Source organism: Paraburkholderia sp. CNPSo 3274, assembly GCF_024206475.1.
Classification (GTDB): Bacteria; Pseudomonadota; Gammaproteobacteria; order Burkholderiales; family Burkholderiaceae; genus Paraburkholderia.
Window position 1 is genome coordinate 72,905 of sequence record NZ_JAMBPR010000037.1, and the last position, 16,323, is coordinate 89,227.

Annotated in this window: 13 protein-coding genes and 6 pseudogenes; 15 read left to right on the plus strand and 4 right to left on the minus strand. The window is 60.1% G+C overall.

Annotation, left to right across the window (positions count from 1 at the left end):
* The first annotated feature begins 142 nt into the window (after positions 1–142).
* The 10 genes and pseudogenes from M3I54_RS44905 to M3I54_RS24580 form a co-directional block, all read left to right on the plus strand.
* Positions 143–277, plus strand: a complete 135-nt coding sequence (locus M3I54_RS44905; RefSeq protein ID WP_302059115.1) for a hypothetical protein — start codon at positions 143–145, stop codon at positions 275–277.
* Positions 278–1,008: 731 nt separating this feature from the next.
* Positions 1,009–1,842 carry a polyphosphate kinase 2 gene (gene ppk2, locus M3I54_RS24540; RefSeq protein ID WP_254340704.1) on the plus strand — a complete coding sequence of 278 codons (834 nt, stop codon included), beginning with the start codon at positions 1,009–1,011 and terminating at the stop codon, positions 1,840–1,842.
* 66 nt (positions 1,843–1,908) lie between these two features.
* A complete protein-coding gene (locus M3I54_RS24545; protein WP_254340713.1) occupies positions 1,909–2,790 on the plus strand; it encodes a potassium channel protein in 882 nt (293 codons plus the stop codon).
* Positions 2,791–2,923: 133 nt separating this feature from the next.
* Positions 2,924–3,772 (plus strand): annotated as a pseudogene (locus tag M3I54_RS24550) (SulP family inorganic anion transporter); the annotation flags it as partial.
* A 9-nt stretch (positions 3,773–3,781) separates the two neighbouring features.
* Positions 3,782–3,982: a tyrosine-type recombinase/integrase gene (locus tag M3I54_RS44910; protein ID WP_302059116.1), complete on the plus strand. Its 201-nt coding sequence runs from the start codon at positions 3,782–3,784 to the stop codon at positions 3,980–3,982.
* The gene (locus tag M3I54_RS24560) at positions 3,979–4,914 is read left to right on the plus strand and encodes a tyrosine-type recombinase/integrase (protein ID WP_254340715.1); all 936 of its coding nucleotides are present in this window, start codon (positions 3,979–3,981) and stop codon (positions 4,912–4,914) included. Before M3I54_RS44910 ends, M3I54_RS24560 begins: the two co-directional genes overlap by 4 nt.
* Position 4,915: 1 nt before the next feature.
* On the plus strand, positions 4,916–5,572 hold the full coding sequence (locus M3I54_RS24565; RefSeq protein WP_254340717.1) for a site-specific integrase: 657 nt from the start codon (positions 4,916–4,918) through the stop codon (positions 5,570–5,572).
* The gene (locus M3I54_RS24570) at positions 5,562–5,909 is read left to right on the plus strand and encodes a tyrosine-type recombinase/integrase (protein WP_254340719.1); all 348 of its coding nucleotides are present in this window, start codon (positions 5,562–5,564) and stop codon (positions 5,907–5,909) included. Before M3I54_RS24565 ends, M3I54_RS24570 begins: the two co-directional genes overlap by 11 nt.
* Positions 5,910–6,012: 103 nt before the next feature.
* A pseudogene (locus tag M3I54_RS24575) lies at positions 6,013–6,129 on the plus strand (integrase); the annotation flags it as partial.
* 51 nt (positions 6,130–6,180) lie between these two features.
* Positions 6,181–7,286, plus strand: a pseudogene (locus M3I54_RS24580) (IS256 family transposase); the annotation flags it as partial.
* Here M3I54_RS24580 and M3I54_RS24585 read toward each other — a convergent pair.
* From M3I54_RS24585 to M3I54_RS45175, 3 genes are read right to left on the minus strand one after another with little or no spacing between them, the layout of a single operon-like run.
* Positions 7,258–8,061, minus strand: coding sequence for a tyrosine-type recombinase/integrase (locus tag M3I54_RS24585; protein ID WP_302059117.1), 804 nt, complete (start codon positions 8,059–8,061; stop codon positions 7,258–7,260). The pseudogene M3I54_RS24580 and the gene M3I54_RS24585 overlap by 29 nt on opposite strands.
* Entirely contained in the window at positions 8,058–8,996 is a 939-nt protein-coding gene (locus tag M3I54_RS24590; protein WP_254340722.1) for a tyrosine-type recombinase/integrase, read from the minus strand. Before M3I54_RS24590 ends, M3I54_RS24585 begins: the two co-directional genes overlap by 4 nt.
* Positions 8,993–10,240: a site-specific integrase gene (locus tag M3I54_RS45175; RefSeq protein ID WP_254340724.1), complete on the minus strand. Its 1,248-nt coding sequence runs from the start codon at positions 10,238–10,240 to the stop codon at positions 8,993–8,995. Before M3I54_RS45175 ends, M3I54_RS24590 begins: the two co-directional genes overlap by 4 nt.
* Before the next feature lie 258 nt (positions 10,241–10,498).
* Here M3I54_RS45175 and M3I54_RS24600 point away from each other — a divergent pair.
* From M3I54_RS24600 to M3I54_RS24610, 3 genes and pseudogenes are all read left to right on the plus strand, one after another.
* A pseudogene (locus M3I54_RS24600) lies at positions 10,499–11,224 on the plus strand (transposase zinc-binding domain-containing protein); the annotation flags it as partial.
* 164 nt (positions 11,225–11,388) lie between these two features.
* Positions 11,389–11,895 (plus strand): MFS transporter, encoded by a 507-nt coding sequence (locus M3I54_RS24605; RefSeq protein ID WP_254340726.1) that lies wholly within the window; start codon positions 11,389–11,391, stop codon positions 11,893–11,895.
* A gap of 117 nt (positions 11,896–12,012) precedes the next feature.
* Positions 12,013–12,729 (plus strand): annotated as a pseudogene (locus M3I54_RS24610) (sulfatase-like hydrolase/transferase); the annotation flags it as partial.
* A 337-nt stretch (positions 12,730–13,066) separates the two neighbouring features.
* Here the strand turns inward: M3I54_RS24610 and M3I54_RS24615 are convergent.
* A complete protein-coding gene (locus tag M3I54_RS24615; RefSeq protein WP_254340728.1) occupies positions 13,067–13,882 on the minus strand; it encodes a class I SAM-dependent methyltransferase in 816 nt (271 codons plus the stop codon).
* Between the two features lie 1,179 nt (positions 13,883–15,061).
* Between M3I54_RS24615 and M3I54_RS24625 the strand changes: the two are divergent.
* Positions 15,062–15,695 (plus strand): annotated as a pseudogene (locus M3I54_RS24625) (hypothetical protein).
* The gene (locus M3I54_RS24630; protein ID WP_254340732.1) at positions 15,692–16,120 is read left to right on the plus strand and encodes a helix-turn-helix domain-containing protein; all 429 of its coding nucleotides are present in this window, start codon (positions 15,692–15,694) and stop codon (positions 16,118–16,120) included. Before M3I54_RS24625 ends, M3I54_RS24630 begins: the two are co-directional and overlap by 4 nt.
* Positions 16,121–16,323: the final 203 nt, after the last annotated feature.

A 16,323-nucleotide genomic window follows, 5' to 3' on the forward strand; every position in this document is an offset into this window, starting at 1 on the left:
CGAGCGTCTCGCCTGGCGGCAACACCGTCATACTCCGCGACATGGATACCTGGGCAGCGACAAATTATCTTGGCCGGCGTGACATTTAGCGAGCGGACGCAGCCGAGGACTGACGATGCGCGATCGTCACTCGGAGAAAGCCATGCGTGCGCTCGAGCCAGGTGTGATGACAGCGCGCGCCTGTCAGACGGCGGTTTCTCAACAATTCAGTATCTGTCCGGGCTGCCCGACGATTTTAGATATTAAAATCATTTATGATACTTTAGTCAATAAGTGAAATGAGGGCTCGAGTGGATCCAGGTCGCCCGTGTGTCTGCCGCCTCGATTCGAGTTACGAATATCGAAAACCTTGGCGAACTTCGCCAGTATCGGCTTCACTCGTTGCCCCATTTCCAGCAGCCGTCCGCAATGTTGCGCGCCGCCGCATGCTTCTATGCTTACCCCCGGTCGATGGCAATGGTCGTGGGTTCCATCTGGCTCTCCTTGACGGCGGGACTGCCGAACCAACAATGTCTCATGCGCTGGACGCGAGTCTGCGGCGTCGGACTGCCCGTTATGGCGGGCGGCGACCATTTCATCTGTTTTACCTGGCGTCACATGCAGCATTCCTGGAAATTAGCGGTCGGTGTACCGGAGTCTTAGCGCAGCGATGGCAGCAGAGCGCAGAGGCTATTCGGGCGACCAGGACGACGGATCATCTCTCGCGTAAAGATCCCAGAAGGGCAAGATTGATCTGCGTCAATATCGTCGGGTCGGGGCTAGCGCAGTCTTTCAGCATGACCGTTGAGAGGGCACACCCGGGGGCATCCACTTACCCGACGGAGCGGACATGGCTCGACCCGCAGCTGGGACGGCTCCGCCTTGTCGGACCATCGCCAGCGGCGCAACGGCGGGTCCCGCACGCTCGGAGTCAATGTCGCGATCGCCGACGGCACCCTCCGGCCCGGCGACGAAGCCCGCATTCTTGAATGCTGCACGGTATGAATCTGCTGTTGAGGAGACAAAGCAATGTCCGAGTTCCGGAATGAGGTAAAGGCGAACGGCGCGAAACCAGGCAAGAAGCAAGGCAACAAGCCAGGCAAGAAGGCATACGAGAAACAGCTGGCTTTGCTTCACATTGAACTGGTCAAGCTACAGGAATGGGTGGTGCGGACTGGCGCGAAGATTTGTATCGTATTCGAAGGGCGTGATGGCGCCGGCAAGGGCGGCGTGATCAAGGCGCTTACCGAGCGTGTGAATCCGCGCATTTTCCGGGTCGTCGCGCTACCAGCACCGACTGATCGCGAAAAGACACAGATGTACTTTCAACGCTATCTTCATCACCTGCCTGCTGCCGGTGAAGTCGTCGTGTTTGATCGAAGTTGGTACAGTCGGGCAGGTGTCGAACGTGTCATGGGCTTTTGCACTGAGGCGGAGGTGCAGATGTTCATGTTAGCCACACCGCTGGTGGAGCGTACCTTCATCGACTCTGGGCTTATCCTCATCAAGTACTGGCTGGAAGTCGGCCCTGAAGAGCAGACGCGCAGGCTGGAAGCCCGGATTCACGATGAGCGCAAGATCTGGAAACTTTCCCCGATGGATCTCGAATCCTATCGCCGCTGGTATGACTATTCCCGCGCACGAGACGCGATGTTCACCATGACCGACACAGAGTACTCGCCCTGGTATGTCGCGAAGGCTGATAACAAAAAGCGCACGCGACTCAACGTAATCAGCCATCTGCTCAGCAAGATTCCGTACGAGGCTTTCCCGCGCAAGAAGATTTCGTTGCCCCAACGACAGAAAGCCGAAGGCTATCGTGAATCGGATCACCATTTCAGGTATGTGCCCGAGAAGTTCTGAAGTCGCATTGCAACTGGCTGGCAATGAGGAGTGTTGAACGTCTGCTGTATGGTCCGATCTCGCAGGATGGACGACAAGATAGCGCGCGGCGCGCGCGTGCTTCGCCGAATGGTTTCCCGTTGCTTCAAAGGGCGGATTCGAGGAACGACAAGAATGTACCGGATAGAGGAACCACGGCTAGGTGGTCTGCGGATCAAGGAATGGCGACGCCGTGCGCATCTTGCAATCGGGCTGTTGTTTCTGGTTCTGCTGGGATCGACACTTGGGATTGCGCTGCTCGACCACACGGATGCACCGGTAAGCACGAAGACGTTCACGGCGTTTTGGGATGCGATCAACCTCATCACGACACTTGGCGACTTTTCGGACTTCAATGCGGACCAGAAGATCTTCATGCTGGTCGCCATTATCGTCACGATGGTGGTTGCTGGCTACGCGTTGCGCCAGCTAACGGGGATGCTGTCGGGCGACGACGTGATGATTTTTTGGGAGAACAGGGTCATGGAACGCAAGCTGGAAACGCTGGGCAACCATGTCGCGGTTTGCCCATTTGGCCCGGTTGGCCAGATGGTCGCCGCCCATCTCCGAGACGCGGGATCGACCGTGCTAGTCCTCGATTCCGACGCGAAGCAGGCCGAAAAAGCATCCCGTCTCGGATACATGGTCATGCTCGGCGATCAGAATTCGTTCGACGACATACTCGAGCGCGCCAGACTGGATACCGCCAACGCGCTGTTCGTGACGGGTTCCGATCCCAACAGCAATCTGGAGATCACGCTGGTGGCGCGCACGCTCAATCCGGGGCTCCATATCGTGGTATCAGGCGAGAACGATTTGCGCAAGATGTTGCTTCAAAAGGCAGGTGCGTCGACCGTGATCGACCAGAACGACATCGTCGCGCGCGCCATGGTCGCCCAGATCGATGCCCACATGGCGCAACGCACATGAAGCCGAGTGGTTGCCGCGCAATCTGAAACATGACGGCGCATTGAACAAGCGCCATCATGTATTGGCTGCACCGGCTGGCCTCACGGCTTCGGCAGTGGCAGGATTTGAGGACAACTGTGGGATTCGCGCGACTATGGGACAAGATTCATCAACACGTTCCACTGGCGGCTTTCGCGTTCCGCTGCCCGAATGGATCCGTGATTATCGGAAGACGTGGATCAAACCCGATATCGTCGCCGGCGTGTCTGCTGCGGCGGTCGTCCTTCCGAAGGCCATGGCCTACGCGACTGTCGCGGGGCTGCCCGTGCAAGTCGGGCTGTATACGGCCTTCGTTCCAATGGTGATCTACGCGTTCCTGGGCACATCACGCCCGCTCAGCGTGAGCACCACCGCAACGATCGCGATCCTCACCGCAGCCGCCCTTGCCCGGGTCGTCCCGGGTGCGGGGGCAGCAGACCTGCTAAGAGCCTCTGCAACGTTGACATTGATGGTCGGTGCGATCCTTGCGATCGCGGGGCTCCTGCGTCTGGGCTTTGTTGCCAACTTCATCTCCGATCCCGTGTTGACGGGGTTCAAGGCGGGACTCGCGGTTGTCATCGTGCTGGATCAGTTGCCGAAGCTGCTCGGCATTCACTTCGCGAAAGGTTCGTTTTTTCACAACGTGCTTGCGATCGTCACGGGTATTCCCCATGCCTCCGGGGCGACAATCGCTGTCGGAGTGATGACAGCCGGTGCTCTGGTGGCCATCGAGCATTTCTTTCCACGAGCTCCCGCCCCGCTGTTCGCGGTGGCGGGCGGGATCGGCGGCGTAAGCCTGCTCAACCTGCAATTCCACGGGGTCGACATTGTCGGCCATGTGCCGACAGGCTTCCCTTCCATCACCATCCCCGACCTTTCTCTTGTCGCGTCGCTCGGGCCGGCTGCCGCGGGCATCGCTCTGATGAGCTTTACCGAAACCGTCGCATCGGGGCGAGCGTTCGTTGAGTAGTCGTTGAATATCCAGTCCCCCCATTACGGTCCACACTGCCTGCGACATGCCTGCGGAACCCGGTTGGTTACAGAAGGGTTGACCCTCAAGGAGATTGGCGATCATCTTGGACATCGCCGCACCGCGTCGACCCGCACGTATGCAAAGGTTAATCTGCCCGGTTTGCGTGAAGTGGCAGCCTTCGATTTGGGAGAGCTGGCATGAGACTTCAAGAACTCGTCGAGACCTACATCGCGTTCAAGGCTTCATTGGGGATGCGCTATCGATCACAATCTGCCGTGCTCCGTGCCTATTGCCGCGCCATGGGTGATATAGACATCGAGGACGTCAGGCCGGGCGCAGTCTTGGCATTTATCACCGGCACTGGACCGGTAACCAATCGCTGGCTGGAATGCTACAGGGTCTTGGATGGCCTTTACCGTTATGCAATTGGACGCGGTTTTGCAAAGAGGTCTCCGCTCCCTGCGGATACCCCGAGGCATCCACCGCCGTTTGTCCCATACATATATACAGTTGATGAGCTAAAGCGGTTAGTGGCAGCAACTGAAATACTGCAAACACCGTTGTCTCCAATGTTGGCTCAAACCATGCGTAGCTTACTTCTGCTCCTTTATGGGACAGGAATGCGCATTGGCGAGGCGCTATCGATCACCCTGCGGGATGTCGACTTGAAGAGCAGCACAATAACGGTTCGTGATGCTAAGTTCTTTAAGAACCGCGTGATTCCCATCGGCCCAAGGTTGGCAACCGTTTTGAGCGAATATCTGTCACGTCGTCGTCAGCTCTCCATGCCAGATGGTGACAACTCAGCGTTTCTTGCTACGCGTACTGGCCTTCACCTGAATTACAAGCGTGTGAATAAGCTGTTTTGCCGGCTTCGCCGCGCTGCACAGATTCAGCGCGAGTCTACGGCGCGTTACCAGCCTCGTATTCATGACATTCGACACGCCAGTGCGGTTCATCGGGTCATCGCGTGGTATCGCGTCGGCGCCGAGGTACAACGCCTGTTGCCGCAATTGGCCACTTACTTGGAGCATGTTGACTTGAGGTCCACCCAGCAGTACCTCAGCATGACGCCAGAGCTGCTGCGGGAAGCCAGTTTGCGCTTTGATCGCTACGCGCAATCGGAGGTGTGAGATGCGTGACAATAACTCGATTGGACCATGGATACGCAGGTTCCTCCTGGAACACGTCGCCACAGAGCGCAATCTCGCGCGCAATACCCAACTCAGTTATCGCGATACGCTGGTCCTTCTGCTTCCGTTCCTGAGCAAGGCACTGGGGAAGCCAGTCGATCGCCTTTCGATCGATGATCTCTCGCCAGACAGTGTGCGCTCGTTTTTGCGGTATCTGGAGAAGGAGCGTCGCTGTGGCGGCGCCACGCGTAATCTGCGTTTGGCGACGATCCATTCGCTTGCGAAGTTCATCGGCATGCATAGCCCGGAGCATGTGGCGTGGTGCGCAGCAATACGTGGCGTTCCCTTCAAGAAGACGGCGTCATCAACTCTGACGTACCTGGACAAGCCGGAAATGGAGGCATTACTGCACACGCCTGACCTGCAGACGGCATTGGGAATGCGGGACCACGCCTTGTTGCTGTTCCTCTATAACACCGGAGCGAGAGCTGACGAGGCGGCTCATCTGTCATTGGAAGATATCAAATGGGGAGCACCTCTCCTGCGGTACGCCTGGTCGGCAAGGGTAAGATGCGCTGGTGCCCTATCTGGCCCATACCGCGGACGTTCTAAAGCCGCTTGTTGCCGGACGCGCGTGCGGAGAATCCGTGTTTCTTAACCGGCTCAATCAACCGCTGACACGGTTTGGTATCTATGCCGTCGTGCGTCGAACGGTTGCCCAAGCGAGTCAGGCTCTGCCGTCGCTGATGGCGAAGACTATCAGCCCCCATTGCCTGAGGCACACCTGTGCCGTCCATTTGCTTCGTTCGGGCGTGGACATCAACACCATTCGGGCATGGTTAGGGCATGTCTCCTTGGATACCACCCATATCTATGCGGAGGTCGACCTGGAAATGAAGGCTAAAGCGCTTGCCCTGTGCGATCTACCGAAGGAGACGAGGACCAGGCCTTGGCACACTGATGCTGGCCTCATGAGTTTCCTGAAAGCCCTCTGACGGTCGATAAGTGGACGAAAGTAATGTTGTCGCGTTTCGAAAGCGGGTGCCGCCAAAATGGCATTCCGTTCGTCGCGGCAACATAAGTTTCGGCAAAACATTTGGCCGCAAGGATCGCTACGCGATGCTCTCGCCCGTGCTGCTCGAACGCCTGCGCGTCTGGTGGCGCGTCGCGCGTGCCCAGGGGAAGATGCTCGATGGTGGCTGGCTGTTTCCGGGGGCCTGTCAGTAATTTCGTGTTCAAGGCATATGATGCTCCCCAGGAGAAAATATGCCTCGCAAACAAAAAACCGCGCCTGCGGACCTGCCGGCGATCCCCGCTGAGCTGCTCGAACAATTCGGCAATGGCCCGATGACGGCCGAAGCCATCAATGCTGCGACTCTGGCTCTCAAGAAGGCCTTGATCGAGCGGGCGCTGAGATGAATCACCATCTGGGCTAACCGTCTGGCGCTGCCAAGCCTGCTACCGTCACCAATCAGCGCAATGGGACGGGCGCCAAGACGGTTCTGACCGAGGACGGTCCGATCCGCATCGAGGTACCACGCGACCGCGACGGCAGCTTCGAACCGTTGCTGATTCCCAAACACGAACGACGCTTCACGGGCTTCGACGACAAGATCGTCGCCCTGCACGCCCGGGGCATGACCGTACGCGAGATTCAGGGCTTCCTGGCCGAACAGTACGGCACCGCGGTCTCGCCCGAGTTCATCAGCTCGGTGACCGACGAGGTGATGAGCGAAGTCACCGCCTGGCAGGCCCGGCCACTCGAACCGATGTATCCAGTCGTGTTCTTCGACGCGCTGCGCGTCAAGATCCGCGAAGATGCCGTCGTACGCAACAAGGCCGTCTATCTTGCTCTGGGCATTCTGCCCGACGGCACGCGCGACATCCTGGGGCTGTGGATCGAGAACACCGAGGGCGCGAAGTTCTGGATGAAGGTGTTCAACGATCTGAAGACGCGCGGCGTCAATGACATCCTGATCGCCGTGACCGATGGCCTCAAGGGCATGCCCGAAGCGCTGGCAGCGGTGTTTCCGGCCACGACGCTGCAAACCTGCATCGTCCACCTGATCCGCAACAGCCTCGATTACGCCAGCTGGAAAGACCGTAAATCGCTGGCCGCTGCGATTCGCCCGATCTATACCGCCCCGAGCGCAGAAGCAGCCCAGGCAGAACTGGATGCGTTTGCTCAAGGCCCATGGGGCCAGAAATTTCCGCCGGTCAGTGCCGCGTGGCGCAGTGCCTGGGATCGCGTGATCCCGTTCTTTGCCTTTCCACCGGCCGTGCGCAAGGTGATCTACACGACGAACGCCATCGAGAATATCAACTCGCAGCTACGCAAGATCATCAAGACCCGGGGGCACTTCCCCAGCGACGCGGGCTAACGCGCTTGTTCTTCAGCGAAGGGCATCTGTCTTCTGCCGCCACGACATACTTGCGAAGCAGGTAGTGCATGCCGTGTGCGCTCAGACGGCCCCCACGTGCATTTGGGAACAGTGGCTGATTCTCGGCCCGCGGCGGCTCCTGAACCCACGCGTCCAAGACAGCACGAGTGTTCTTGCTCAACGGCGTGCAACGCTCCTTGCGCCCCTTACCGAATACGCGGACATGTGCGCCAGCGCCTATGTGCAGGTCCTCGCGCCGAAGACCGGTCAGCTCAGACAGGCGCAACCCCGTCTGAACCGCGAGCAGCAACAGGGCGTGATCGCGACGACCTGACCAGGTGTGTTGGTCAGGCGCGGCCAGCAATGCATCGACCTCCTGTCGGCTCAGGAAGGGGACCAATGCGCGGCCAAACCGTTTCGCCGGGATGGCCAGCACTCGCTGGATTTGGGCAGCGTGTGACGGCATCTCGAAGGCCGCATACCGGAAGAACGAATGCACTGCAGTCAGACGCAAGTTTCGCGTTCGTGCTGTGACCCCACGCACCTGCTCCTGTTCATTGAGGAAGTCCATGACCAGCGGCGCGTCAATGTCCTCCAGGGCCAGCGTTGATGGCGCTTTATGCAGACTTCGCTGTACAAACTCCAGCAGCAAGCGGAATGTGTCGCGGTACGAAGCAATTGTGTGAATGCTGGCTTGACGCTGGTGCATCAGGCGCTGGATGAAGAACTTCTCCAGCAAGGTGGCGAAGCTGGGTTCCCTCGTCATGATGTCTCTCCCCAACGGCGTTCCAGGCGAGCTATCGCTTGTGCCATCAATTCGGGCGAGCCGCTCAGATACCAGTATGTGCCGGCCACGTAGATGTGCCCAAGATAGGTCGACAGCACCGGCAACAAGCGCCATGCGTCCTGTCCCGACTGATACCAATGTGTCAGCACTTCAACGGCGAAGCGATGCCGGAAGTCATGTAGCCGCGGCCCCTTGCTTGCGCCTTCGGCACGCAGTCCCGTTTGCCGCGACAGCGCATAGAACGTCCGATGAACGCGGCCCATGTCGAGTCGGGTTCCGCGATTCGTGACGAAGACATAGGACGAGACCTGGCGACCGAGGAACTGCTGGCGGCGTTTGAGGTAGTCAGCCATGACGGTACAGGTGGTCGGATGAATGGGGACCAGGCGCGACCGACCGAGCTTGGTACCGCGAATCATCAGCACGGCCTCTTCAAGGTCCACGTCACCAAGCTCCAGGTTCAGCGCCTCGCTAATACGCAGGCCGGTGACGCTGAGCAAGCCGATGAGGCAATGGAACACCGAGGGCCGCAGCGGCGTCGACGGCCAGGCAACCGGCAATACCAATGCCGCTTCCAGCAAGCGCTGTACTTCCGCTTCTGTGTATAAGTAAGGTCTGGCCCGAGTAGACCGATGGGGCAAGAGGCCGACCGGCGGAATTTCCGTGCGGCTGTCGGTGGCACTGCGGTGGCGGGCAAAGCCGCGCACGAAACAAAGGCGCCTGGCCCATTCAGCAGGTTGAACCGACGGATGTTGCGCCCACTCCAGAGCGAGACCGGTGCTGATATGCTCGGCTTGCCGCGTCTCCATGAAACTGACGAATCGGGGCAACAACAAGCCGGCATCGTGCATCTTGAAGCCCAGGCTGCGGCGCAGTTCAAGGTACCCCTGGAGTGCCTCGCGAAGTGTGTTCATCGCACACCTCCTGGCCAGGCCATGGCTAACGTTCGGAGTTTGCAGAGATCGACCTTCGCATAAAGGCTGGTGGACTGCGGGCTACGATGACGAAGCACCCGTCCGATCTCAGGCAGCGACGCGCCGAGCTGTAACATGCGAACAGCCAAGGCGTGCCGGAACTGGTGAGAGCCATGGTGTGGCGCGTCGACCTGCGCACGATTGAGCGCGTGGCTCACAATCGTGCCGATCCCGTCAGAACCTTCCATCAGCCCGCGTATCGGCGCTACGGATCGAAGGAAGAGATGCCGGTCTGGACTCGTTGGACGCCCATGCCTGAGATAGGCGGCGATCGCCTCGCCCACATCGGCGGTCAATGGCAGGAAACTCTCCCGTCCGCCCTTGCCACACACACGCAATTGAGCGCGGTCCCAGTCGACGTCGTCCAGCGTCAGCCTGACGATCTCGCAGGCTCGCAGCCCCAGTCGTGCCAGAATCAATAGCACGGCGCGATCGCGTCGCCCCACCGGAGTCTGACGGTCGCAACTGTCAATTGCGCGATGTGCGTGTTCGGCCGAGATGGCCCGTGGGATTTGGGGCGTACTCGTCCAACCCGCCACCGCGGGCACGCTCAAGGCGAGCCCTGCCGTGACTTCTCCACGGAACTGGGCGTAACGAAGGAAAGACCTCAATGCCGTGACAACGGTCTTAAGCGCAGCTGGCCGCATGCGCTTTGCCTCGCTCTGAATGAAGGCATATGCGTCGGTCGCGCGAACGTCACGCAGACAGACATCTCCATGACCGAAACGCCACACCAGGAATTTGCGGGCCATCCGCGCGTAGGACTCGATGGTCACAACGGCTAACCCCTGATCGCGCCGTAAGGACTGCAAAAATTCCTCGACAACCCCGTCAGCGGCGATAGCGTGGGCTGGAGGAGGCGGACACACTCCCCGGTCACGCAAGTACCGTATCAACAGTTCTAACGCGTGCAGCTCACGGCGTCGCGTCTCGAAGCGTCGCGATCGATGCCGCAAACGGAAGCGCTGATACCGTGCGATGTCGTCGTCCTTCAGGGTATGAAAGGAAATGCAGTGACCCTCGCACCAGCGCTCAAATGCAAGTGCGTGCTGTGCCAGTTGGTATACGTAGCTGAGCGCGTATTGCTGCTTGATCAACGAGTCAACGAACCCGACAAGGGGTTCTCCCGTTGCGCTTCGGACAGCGCGGACCAGCGCGTCCGCGTTCTCGTAAGAATGTTCCACGAGCTTCTCCTTCTAGGCAAAGTGCCCACACGGGAGAATGCCAATGTCTAGCGCCGACGCCGCAAATCCACCACGGGTTGACGCTCCCACCAATCACGGGACATAGTTCAGCGCGGGACATAGTCGAGCCTATTGCCTGCAGGCAATAGGCTCGAGACGACTGCGCTTTACGCGCAAGTAGCCACCGACCTGCTGCGCGAAGTCACCAGTCCACTGGAGCTCCTGCCCTCCGAATAGACTGGCCCCGCAGGACGTCCCGTGCTTGAGGTCGCGGACATCTTCCGCGCCCGCGGGCCAGCATGGCGAAACACGGTACGGCTGAGCCTGGGGCAGCTGAAGGTCATGTCGGCCATCGAACAGTGCCGTAGCGCGGCGCTGGGCGGGCATGTGCTGCGCTGTTCAGGCTGCGCAAGGACAGAGGTGTCCTTCAACTCGTGCCGGGACCGGCATTGCCCGAAGTGCCAGGCCAGCGCCGCACACCGCTGGCTGGAGGCACGCCAGGCCGATCTGCTACCCGTCGAATACTTCCACGTCGTCTTCACGCTGCCGGCGCCCGTCAGTGCGATCGCCTGGTACAACAAACGGATCATCTACGGCCTGCTGCTCGACATCGCCGCCGACACGCTGCGCACGATCGCCGCAGATCCCAGACACCTCGGCGCCCAGATTGGTGCCACGCTCGTACTTCACACCTGGGGCTCAGCACTCACGCATCATCCACACGTGCACGGCATCGTACCTGGCGGCGGACTCTCGCCCGATGGCGAGCGCTGGATTGCGTGCCGGCCCGGCTTTTTCCTGCCCGTACGCGTGCTCTCACGCCTGTTCCGCCGGCGCTTCCTCGAAGCGCTCGAAGTGGCCCACCGGCATGGCCAGCTGCAGTTCTTCGGCGAGTACACCGGGCTCGCTGAGCCCGCCGCCTTTGGCCGATGGCTTGCGCCGCTGCGTACCTGCGAATGGGTGGTCTACGCCAAGCGCCCGTGGCGAAGCGGTGCAGTCGTGCAAGCGCGATGGTGAACCGAGCACGCGAGGCAGGTCGCGAAGTGATATGCGCAAACGTCCGCCCGTGGGCCGTGGATCGCGTTCGGGTTGGTCGTCGCCAGTTCGGTCGCTCAGTACGTGCTCAACGGCTCAACGTGTACCTGCCGGTGTCCGCACCGTTCATCGTGCTCATGGTCACCGGAACACTGCGCATGATCCTGATTCCCCTGTTCGGACTGCTGTCCGATCGCATCGGGCGCAAACCGGTGATGGGCGCCGCGATGGCCCTTTACGTGCTGTGCATCTATCCGCTGTTCCTTTGGCTTGTCGCGGCACCAGGCCTGCCGAGACTGCTCGCGACCGAGGTCGTGTTCGCCGTGCTGATGGCCGCGGCGCTGGGCCCTGCGTCCACCGCGCTGGCCGAGCTGTTTCCCGCGCAGGTCCGCGCCACTGGCCTGTCGATTTCCTACAACGTCGCCACCACGCTGTTCGGCGGTTTCTCTCCCTTTCTCGTCACTTGGCTGATCAGCGCAACCGGCGACAAGATGATGCCGGCCTACTTCGTGACGGCGGCCATGATTGTCGGCCTCGTCGCGTTGTGGCCAATGCCAGACCTGGCGCGCCGTGCGACCGGCGTACGCTTTGGCACGGGCAACGGCACGACGTCGCGTTGAATTTGGCCTTCTGATTTCATTTCGGATACCTACGATGTCGTCGATTCGCAATGTGCTTTTCGTGATGTGTGACCAGCTACGGGTGGACCACCTGTCCTGCTATAGGTCATCGCCAAGGTGCGGCCCGCTTACCAGGGCCTGATAAGCCAGCTCGACGATCACCTGGGGCGACTGTGGGAAACGCTGGACAGGCTTGGGAGGTGGAAGGACACACTCATCGTCTTCACTGCCGACCACGGCGACTTCGTCGGCGACCACTGGCTTGGCGAGAAAGAATTGTTCTACGACACCGTGCAGCGCGTGCCGTATATCGTCTACGATCCGTCACCCGAGGCCGACGCCACGCGCGGCCGTAGCGACGCACGATTCGTCGAGGCCATTGACACCGTGCCGACGGTGCTGGACGCGCTGGGCATGCCGGTTCCCGATCACCGCATTGAAGGTCGCTCGCTGCTTGCGCTTACGCGCAACGCAAGAGCGCAATCACCGTGGCGAGATGCGGTTTTCTCCGAACTCGATTACGCCTGGCGGCAGGCGCGCCAGATCCTTGCCCGTAGCCCCGACGCATGCCGCGGCTGGATGGTGCGCACCGACGCGTGGAAGTACCTTCACTGGGACGGCTTCGCGCCGCAACTGTTTGACCTGCGCAACGACCCCGACGAATTCGTCGACCTCGGCACCGACCCGGCGTTCGACAACGTGCGACAAGCCATGCGTGAGCGCTTGCTGGCCTGGTCCTTTGGACTGCGCAATCGGACCACCGTGACGCACGACGACGTCGAACGCGGCACACATCAGTACAAGAATGCCGGGGTGTTTTATGGGGTGTGGTAGAAGGTCGAAACGACGCCCGGGTCGCACTGCGAAGCGGACAATGCGGCTGGGATAGGCGAGTGGCGGCAGTCGGCACCCATTCGCTCTCATCGGAAAGCAGCAATCATTTCGCAGACGGTACACCGGGGCGCGCCCCTCCCTTCCGCTGTCATGCCCGGGATGTCGCTTACGTGCCCCGAAATATTCGCCCGCCGAAGCTGGACACTACAGATCGCGTGTTGCAGCACCGCGGCGCTCATACATGCAAACTACGTGCAGCAGCTTGCTGCACAAAGGTCCGGACCGCGTTGGACTTCATAACGAGGTCAGCTCGGACCTCCCACAAACCGGCTTGCGCCTAGGCCTTGAGTGCGGAAGCCAAGACGCAGCACATAGGAATCCGAAGTACCCCGGCATCGCTCCGATACTTCTCTGCGTCGTGCTCGACGGCCCGTTCAATCAATGCCAGCGCGGCCGGCGTCTGCGCGTGAAGCATCGCGGCAAACCGGACGCCGCCACGCATGAGCGCGTGAAACGGCGTATCCGGTGCACTCAGCACCAGAGTCTGGTCCACCTCTCGCACCTCTGGTTGGACGAACCCGGCTTCGAGCAACGCGCGCCTCGATTCCTCCCAATTGCTGAACCGAAAGAAAGGCGGTCCCGGAGGAACTGGCACATCGGTTGTCCCGTGCTTCTCGATGGCCTTTAACACCATCCCGATACCGACGGCCTTGTCCGACGTTGCGCCGACTGTAAAGGCAATTCTGCCGCCTGATTGCAGCACGCGAAACGCCTCCGCGAGCGCACGCTCAGGATGCTGAAAATGCTCCATCCCGAAGCTGATGCCCACCGCACCAAAATTTTTGTCGGGAAATGGCAAATCCTCCGCGTCGCCGATGCGGAATTCGAGTCCCGGAAAAACGCGCCTCGCCTTGTCGACCATCGCGACAGAGAAATCCACGCCGGCGACGTCCGCGCCGCGACGCCTCGCTGCGGCAGCGAGGTAGCCCGGTCCGCATGCGACGTCGAGTAAGCGCGTACCGCGCCCAATGCCTAGCGCCTGGAGCATCGCGTGGTTCGACTGGGCAGTCAATTCACCGAAATACGTGTGATAGGCCTGCGCGACACGTTCCCAACCTTCGTGCTCGAATGCGCCGAAGTCGGCTGGTCCCATTTTTTGCCTCCATTCTTTCAACACCTTGGCGCGTTGGAGCGCAGGTCTTCATGTTCCTCCCAAGGAGGATGTCCGGCTATCGGGAAACAATCCAGGCTCGTGACTTCACGGGCCAGCAACTATGTGGTGCGGCGCACCAACAATCGTTGCTCAAACCCGCCGAACACGCGCTTTTGGACTACTCTTGTTTTTGTCGCTATCTCGCCAGGATACACGCCACTGCCAGCTTTTGGGCGCTATAGTTAAAGTGATTTCTTAAGCTCTAGATGCGGCGCAGGAAAGATGCGTCGTACATCGAGGGCGACCGGTCGTTGGCGTTTGCGCTATCTCAGGCGCATGGGCTGCGCAAGTACCGGTGTACGGGAGCAGCAAATGAAAGACACAAAAGCGCAGTCACTGCGGTACCAAGTCGAAAAATGGCTCGCCCCAAGTACGGCAGCGCACGTAACCGCCTTCGGTCGTACCCGCTGGGGCAGAACCCGCTACGCGTGCGTGGAGACTTGGCTACCGACGGGGTCGCACGCGCTGTTCTTCTTCCTACACGACGACGGTTACTGGAACGTGTTTCCGCCGGTAGCGGACACGGCGCGACAGCGCGTGCAGCGCACTGGCACGCACAGTTAAGCTTGCTCTGCCAGCCAGCTAGTCCGTCGCCTCCGCCGTCGCTGTCGGCTATGACGCGCAGCCAGCCGGCTGCCGTCGCCGAGGGGCATCGTGTGCTGCAGTCGCCAAGCTGACGCAGTTGCACTAGCGCGCCCAACCAGCAACAACTTCACCCGAAGAAAATACGCCCTGGTTGAAAAGCGGTCCCCTCACGGTCTGCCCCCCGACGACTTGGTGTGCTTCGCCAGCGGCCGGCGTAGACCGCAATAAATATGTCACCGCCCCTCCCTCGCAACCGCGCGCCAAAGCGCGATCGTGTTGTCACTTTTATTTACCTTCGAATCGGAATAAAAGCGTCGACTCACGTATGTCCGTATTAAATTCGCCACTTGACCTCCCGTAGACCGTAATAAATCTGTCACTGCGACTCCCTCGCAACCACGCGCCAAAGCGCGATCGTGTTGTCACTTTTATTTACCTTCGAATCGGAATAAAAGCGTCAACTCACGTATGTCCGTATTAATTTTGTCAATTGGCCTCCTTCACTTCGAATCCTGTATGTAAGCCGTTGATCTTATGAAAGATTCTCTGCACATTGCAGAGCCGGTCCCGCTTGCCCGTCCACGCGGCACGCATCGGTTCGAAGCGTTCAGCCCCAAACTCGCGCGCCGCGTGATGTTTCTACCGGCGCTCCTTGCTCCAACAATGGTTGCTACTCGAGGCTGACCCAAATGTGATCTCCTTCTGCGAACGCCCGGGCTATGTGCTGATCGACGGCCACCGTCGACTTGCCGATTTTTTGGCTTACTATATTGATCGCAAAGAATTAGTCATCCTAATCGACCAGATGGCCGATGATAGCGCCAAAGCATCCTGCCGCGATCTTGACAGTACCGCGTTTCCGATTCGGCCGGTCGCACCGGCCGAGCTTGCCGCTGCGCGTGTATGGACCGACAACTGGCAGCGCATGCTCCCTTACCTTGTTGCCAACTGGAGGCTCGTTCCGCCAACCCTGCTGCGAGCAATCGCGTGCTTCGTAAAGCATCCCCAAAGATTGCTCGCTATCGAGCGCGAATTCTCAGCGTGCGATCCAGTTTTGGTTCGCACGGCTTTGTTCAGCCTGCTTCATGGCGGCAGGGTCAGCGCGCCAGAGCTTTGGACGCAACCGCTGTCGCTGCTCACGTCATTCGCGGCGGAGGAGACGTCATGAATCGCCGCAAACCGGAGTTACAGGCGATCGATGCCAACGCGTGGCCCACTGTCGCCCATACCGAACTCGACGAACCAGCGAGGCGCACCTTCGAGACACGCCGGCATGCGGTGTTGCGCTACATCGCCGGAGAATCGATAAGAGCAATCGAACAATCGACTGGCATCGATCGCCGGCAGCTGTACCGCTGGCTTGAGCATGCCCAGGCGCCACATCTTGATGGGCGGCCTTTCGGTTTTCGAGCGCTCATTCGCTATGTACGTATCGAGGAGTACGCGCGAGTGCGCGACGTGCGCGTGCGGGGCGAGCGCGGCAGTCGCGGCGCAGCGGGTGCGCTGGCGCAGCTTTTCGAGCGCTACCCGTCGTTGACGGGATGGCTGTGCCGCGCGTCAAACAAGATGAGAGCAGCGCGTCAATCAGGATGAGAGTACTGGCGTTGCGGCAGCGGTGGAGGGCGTAGCCCGGAACCGCTGCCGCAACGCCGCGCCGAGGAGTCCGCCCCGCTGCCGGGGTGCCTTGTCGGTGGTCGCGGTAAATCGGGTATGAACAGCTCTTCCATGTAGCGAAGGGAGGCTGAGTTGCCCGGCCGACACATCAACGACCATCAGATGAGGCTCTACATGAAGTA

Coding starts and splice junctions, on each gene's coding strand:
- M3I54_RS44905 (WP_302059115.1), top strand. CDS start 143: ATGCGTGCGCTCGAGCCAGGTGTGATGACAGCGCGCGCCTGTCAGACG.
- ppk2 (WP_254340704.1), top strand. CDS start 1,009: ATGTCCGAGTTCCGGAATGAGGTAAAGGCGAACGGCGCGAAACCAGGC.
- M3I54_RS24545 (WP_254340713.1), top strand. CDS start 1,909: ATGGACGACAAGATAGCGCGCGGCGCGCGCGTGCTTCGCCGAATGGTT.
- M3I54_RS24560 (WP_254340715.1), top strand. CDS start 3,979: ATGAGACTTCAAGAACTCGTCGAGACCTACATCGCGTTCAAGGCTTCA.
- M3I54_RS24565 (WP_254340717.1), top strand. CDS start 4,916: ATGCGTGACAATAACTCGATTGGACCATGGATACGCAGGTTCCTCCTG.
- M3I54_RS24585 (WP_302059117.1), bottom strand. CDS start 8,061: ATGACGAGGGAACCCAGCTTCGCCACCTTGCTGGAGAAGTTCTTCATC.
- M3I54_RS24590 (WP_254340722.1), bottom strand. CDS start 8,996: ATGAACACACTTCGCGAGGCACTCCAGGGGTACCTTGAACTGCGCCGC.
- M3I54_RS24615 (WP_254340728.1), bottom strand. CDS start 13,882: ATGGGACCAGCCGACTTCGGCGCATTCGAGCACGAAGGTTGGGAACGT.
- M3I54_RS24630 (WP_254340732.1), top strand. CDS start 15,692: ATGAATCGCCGCAAACCGGAGTTACAGGCGATCGATGCCAACGCGTGG.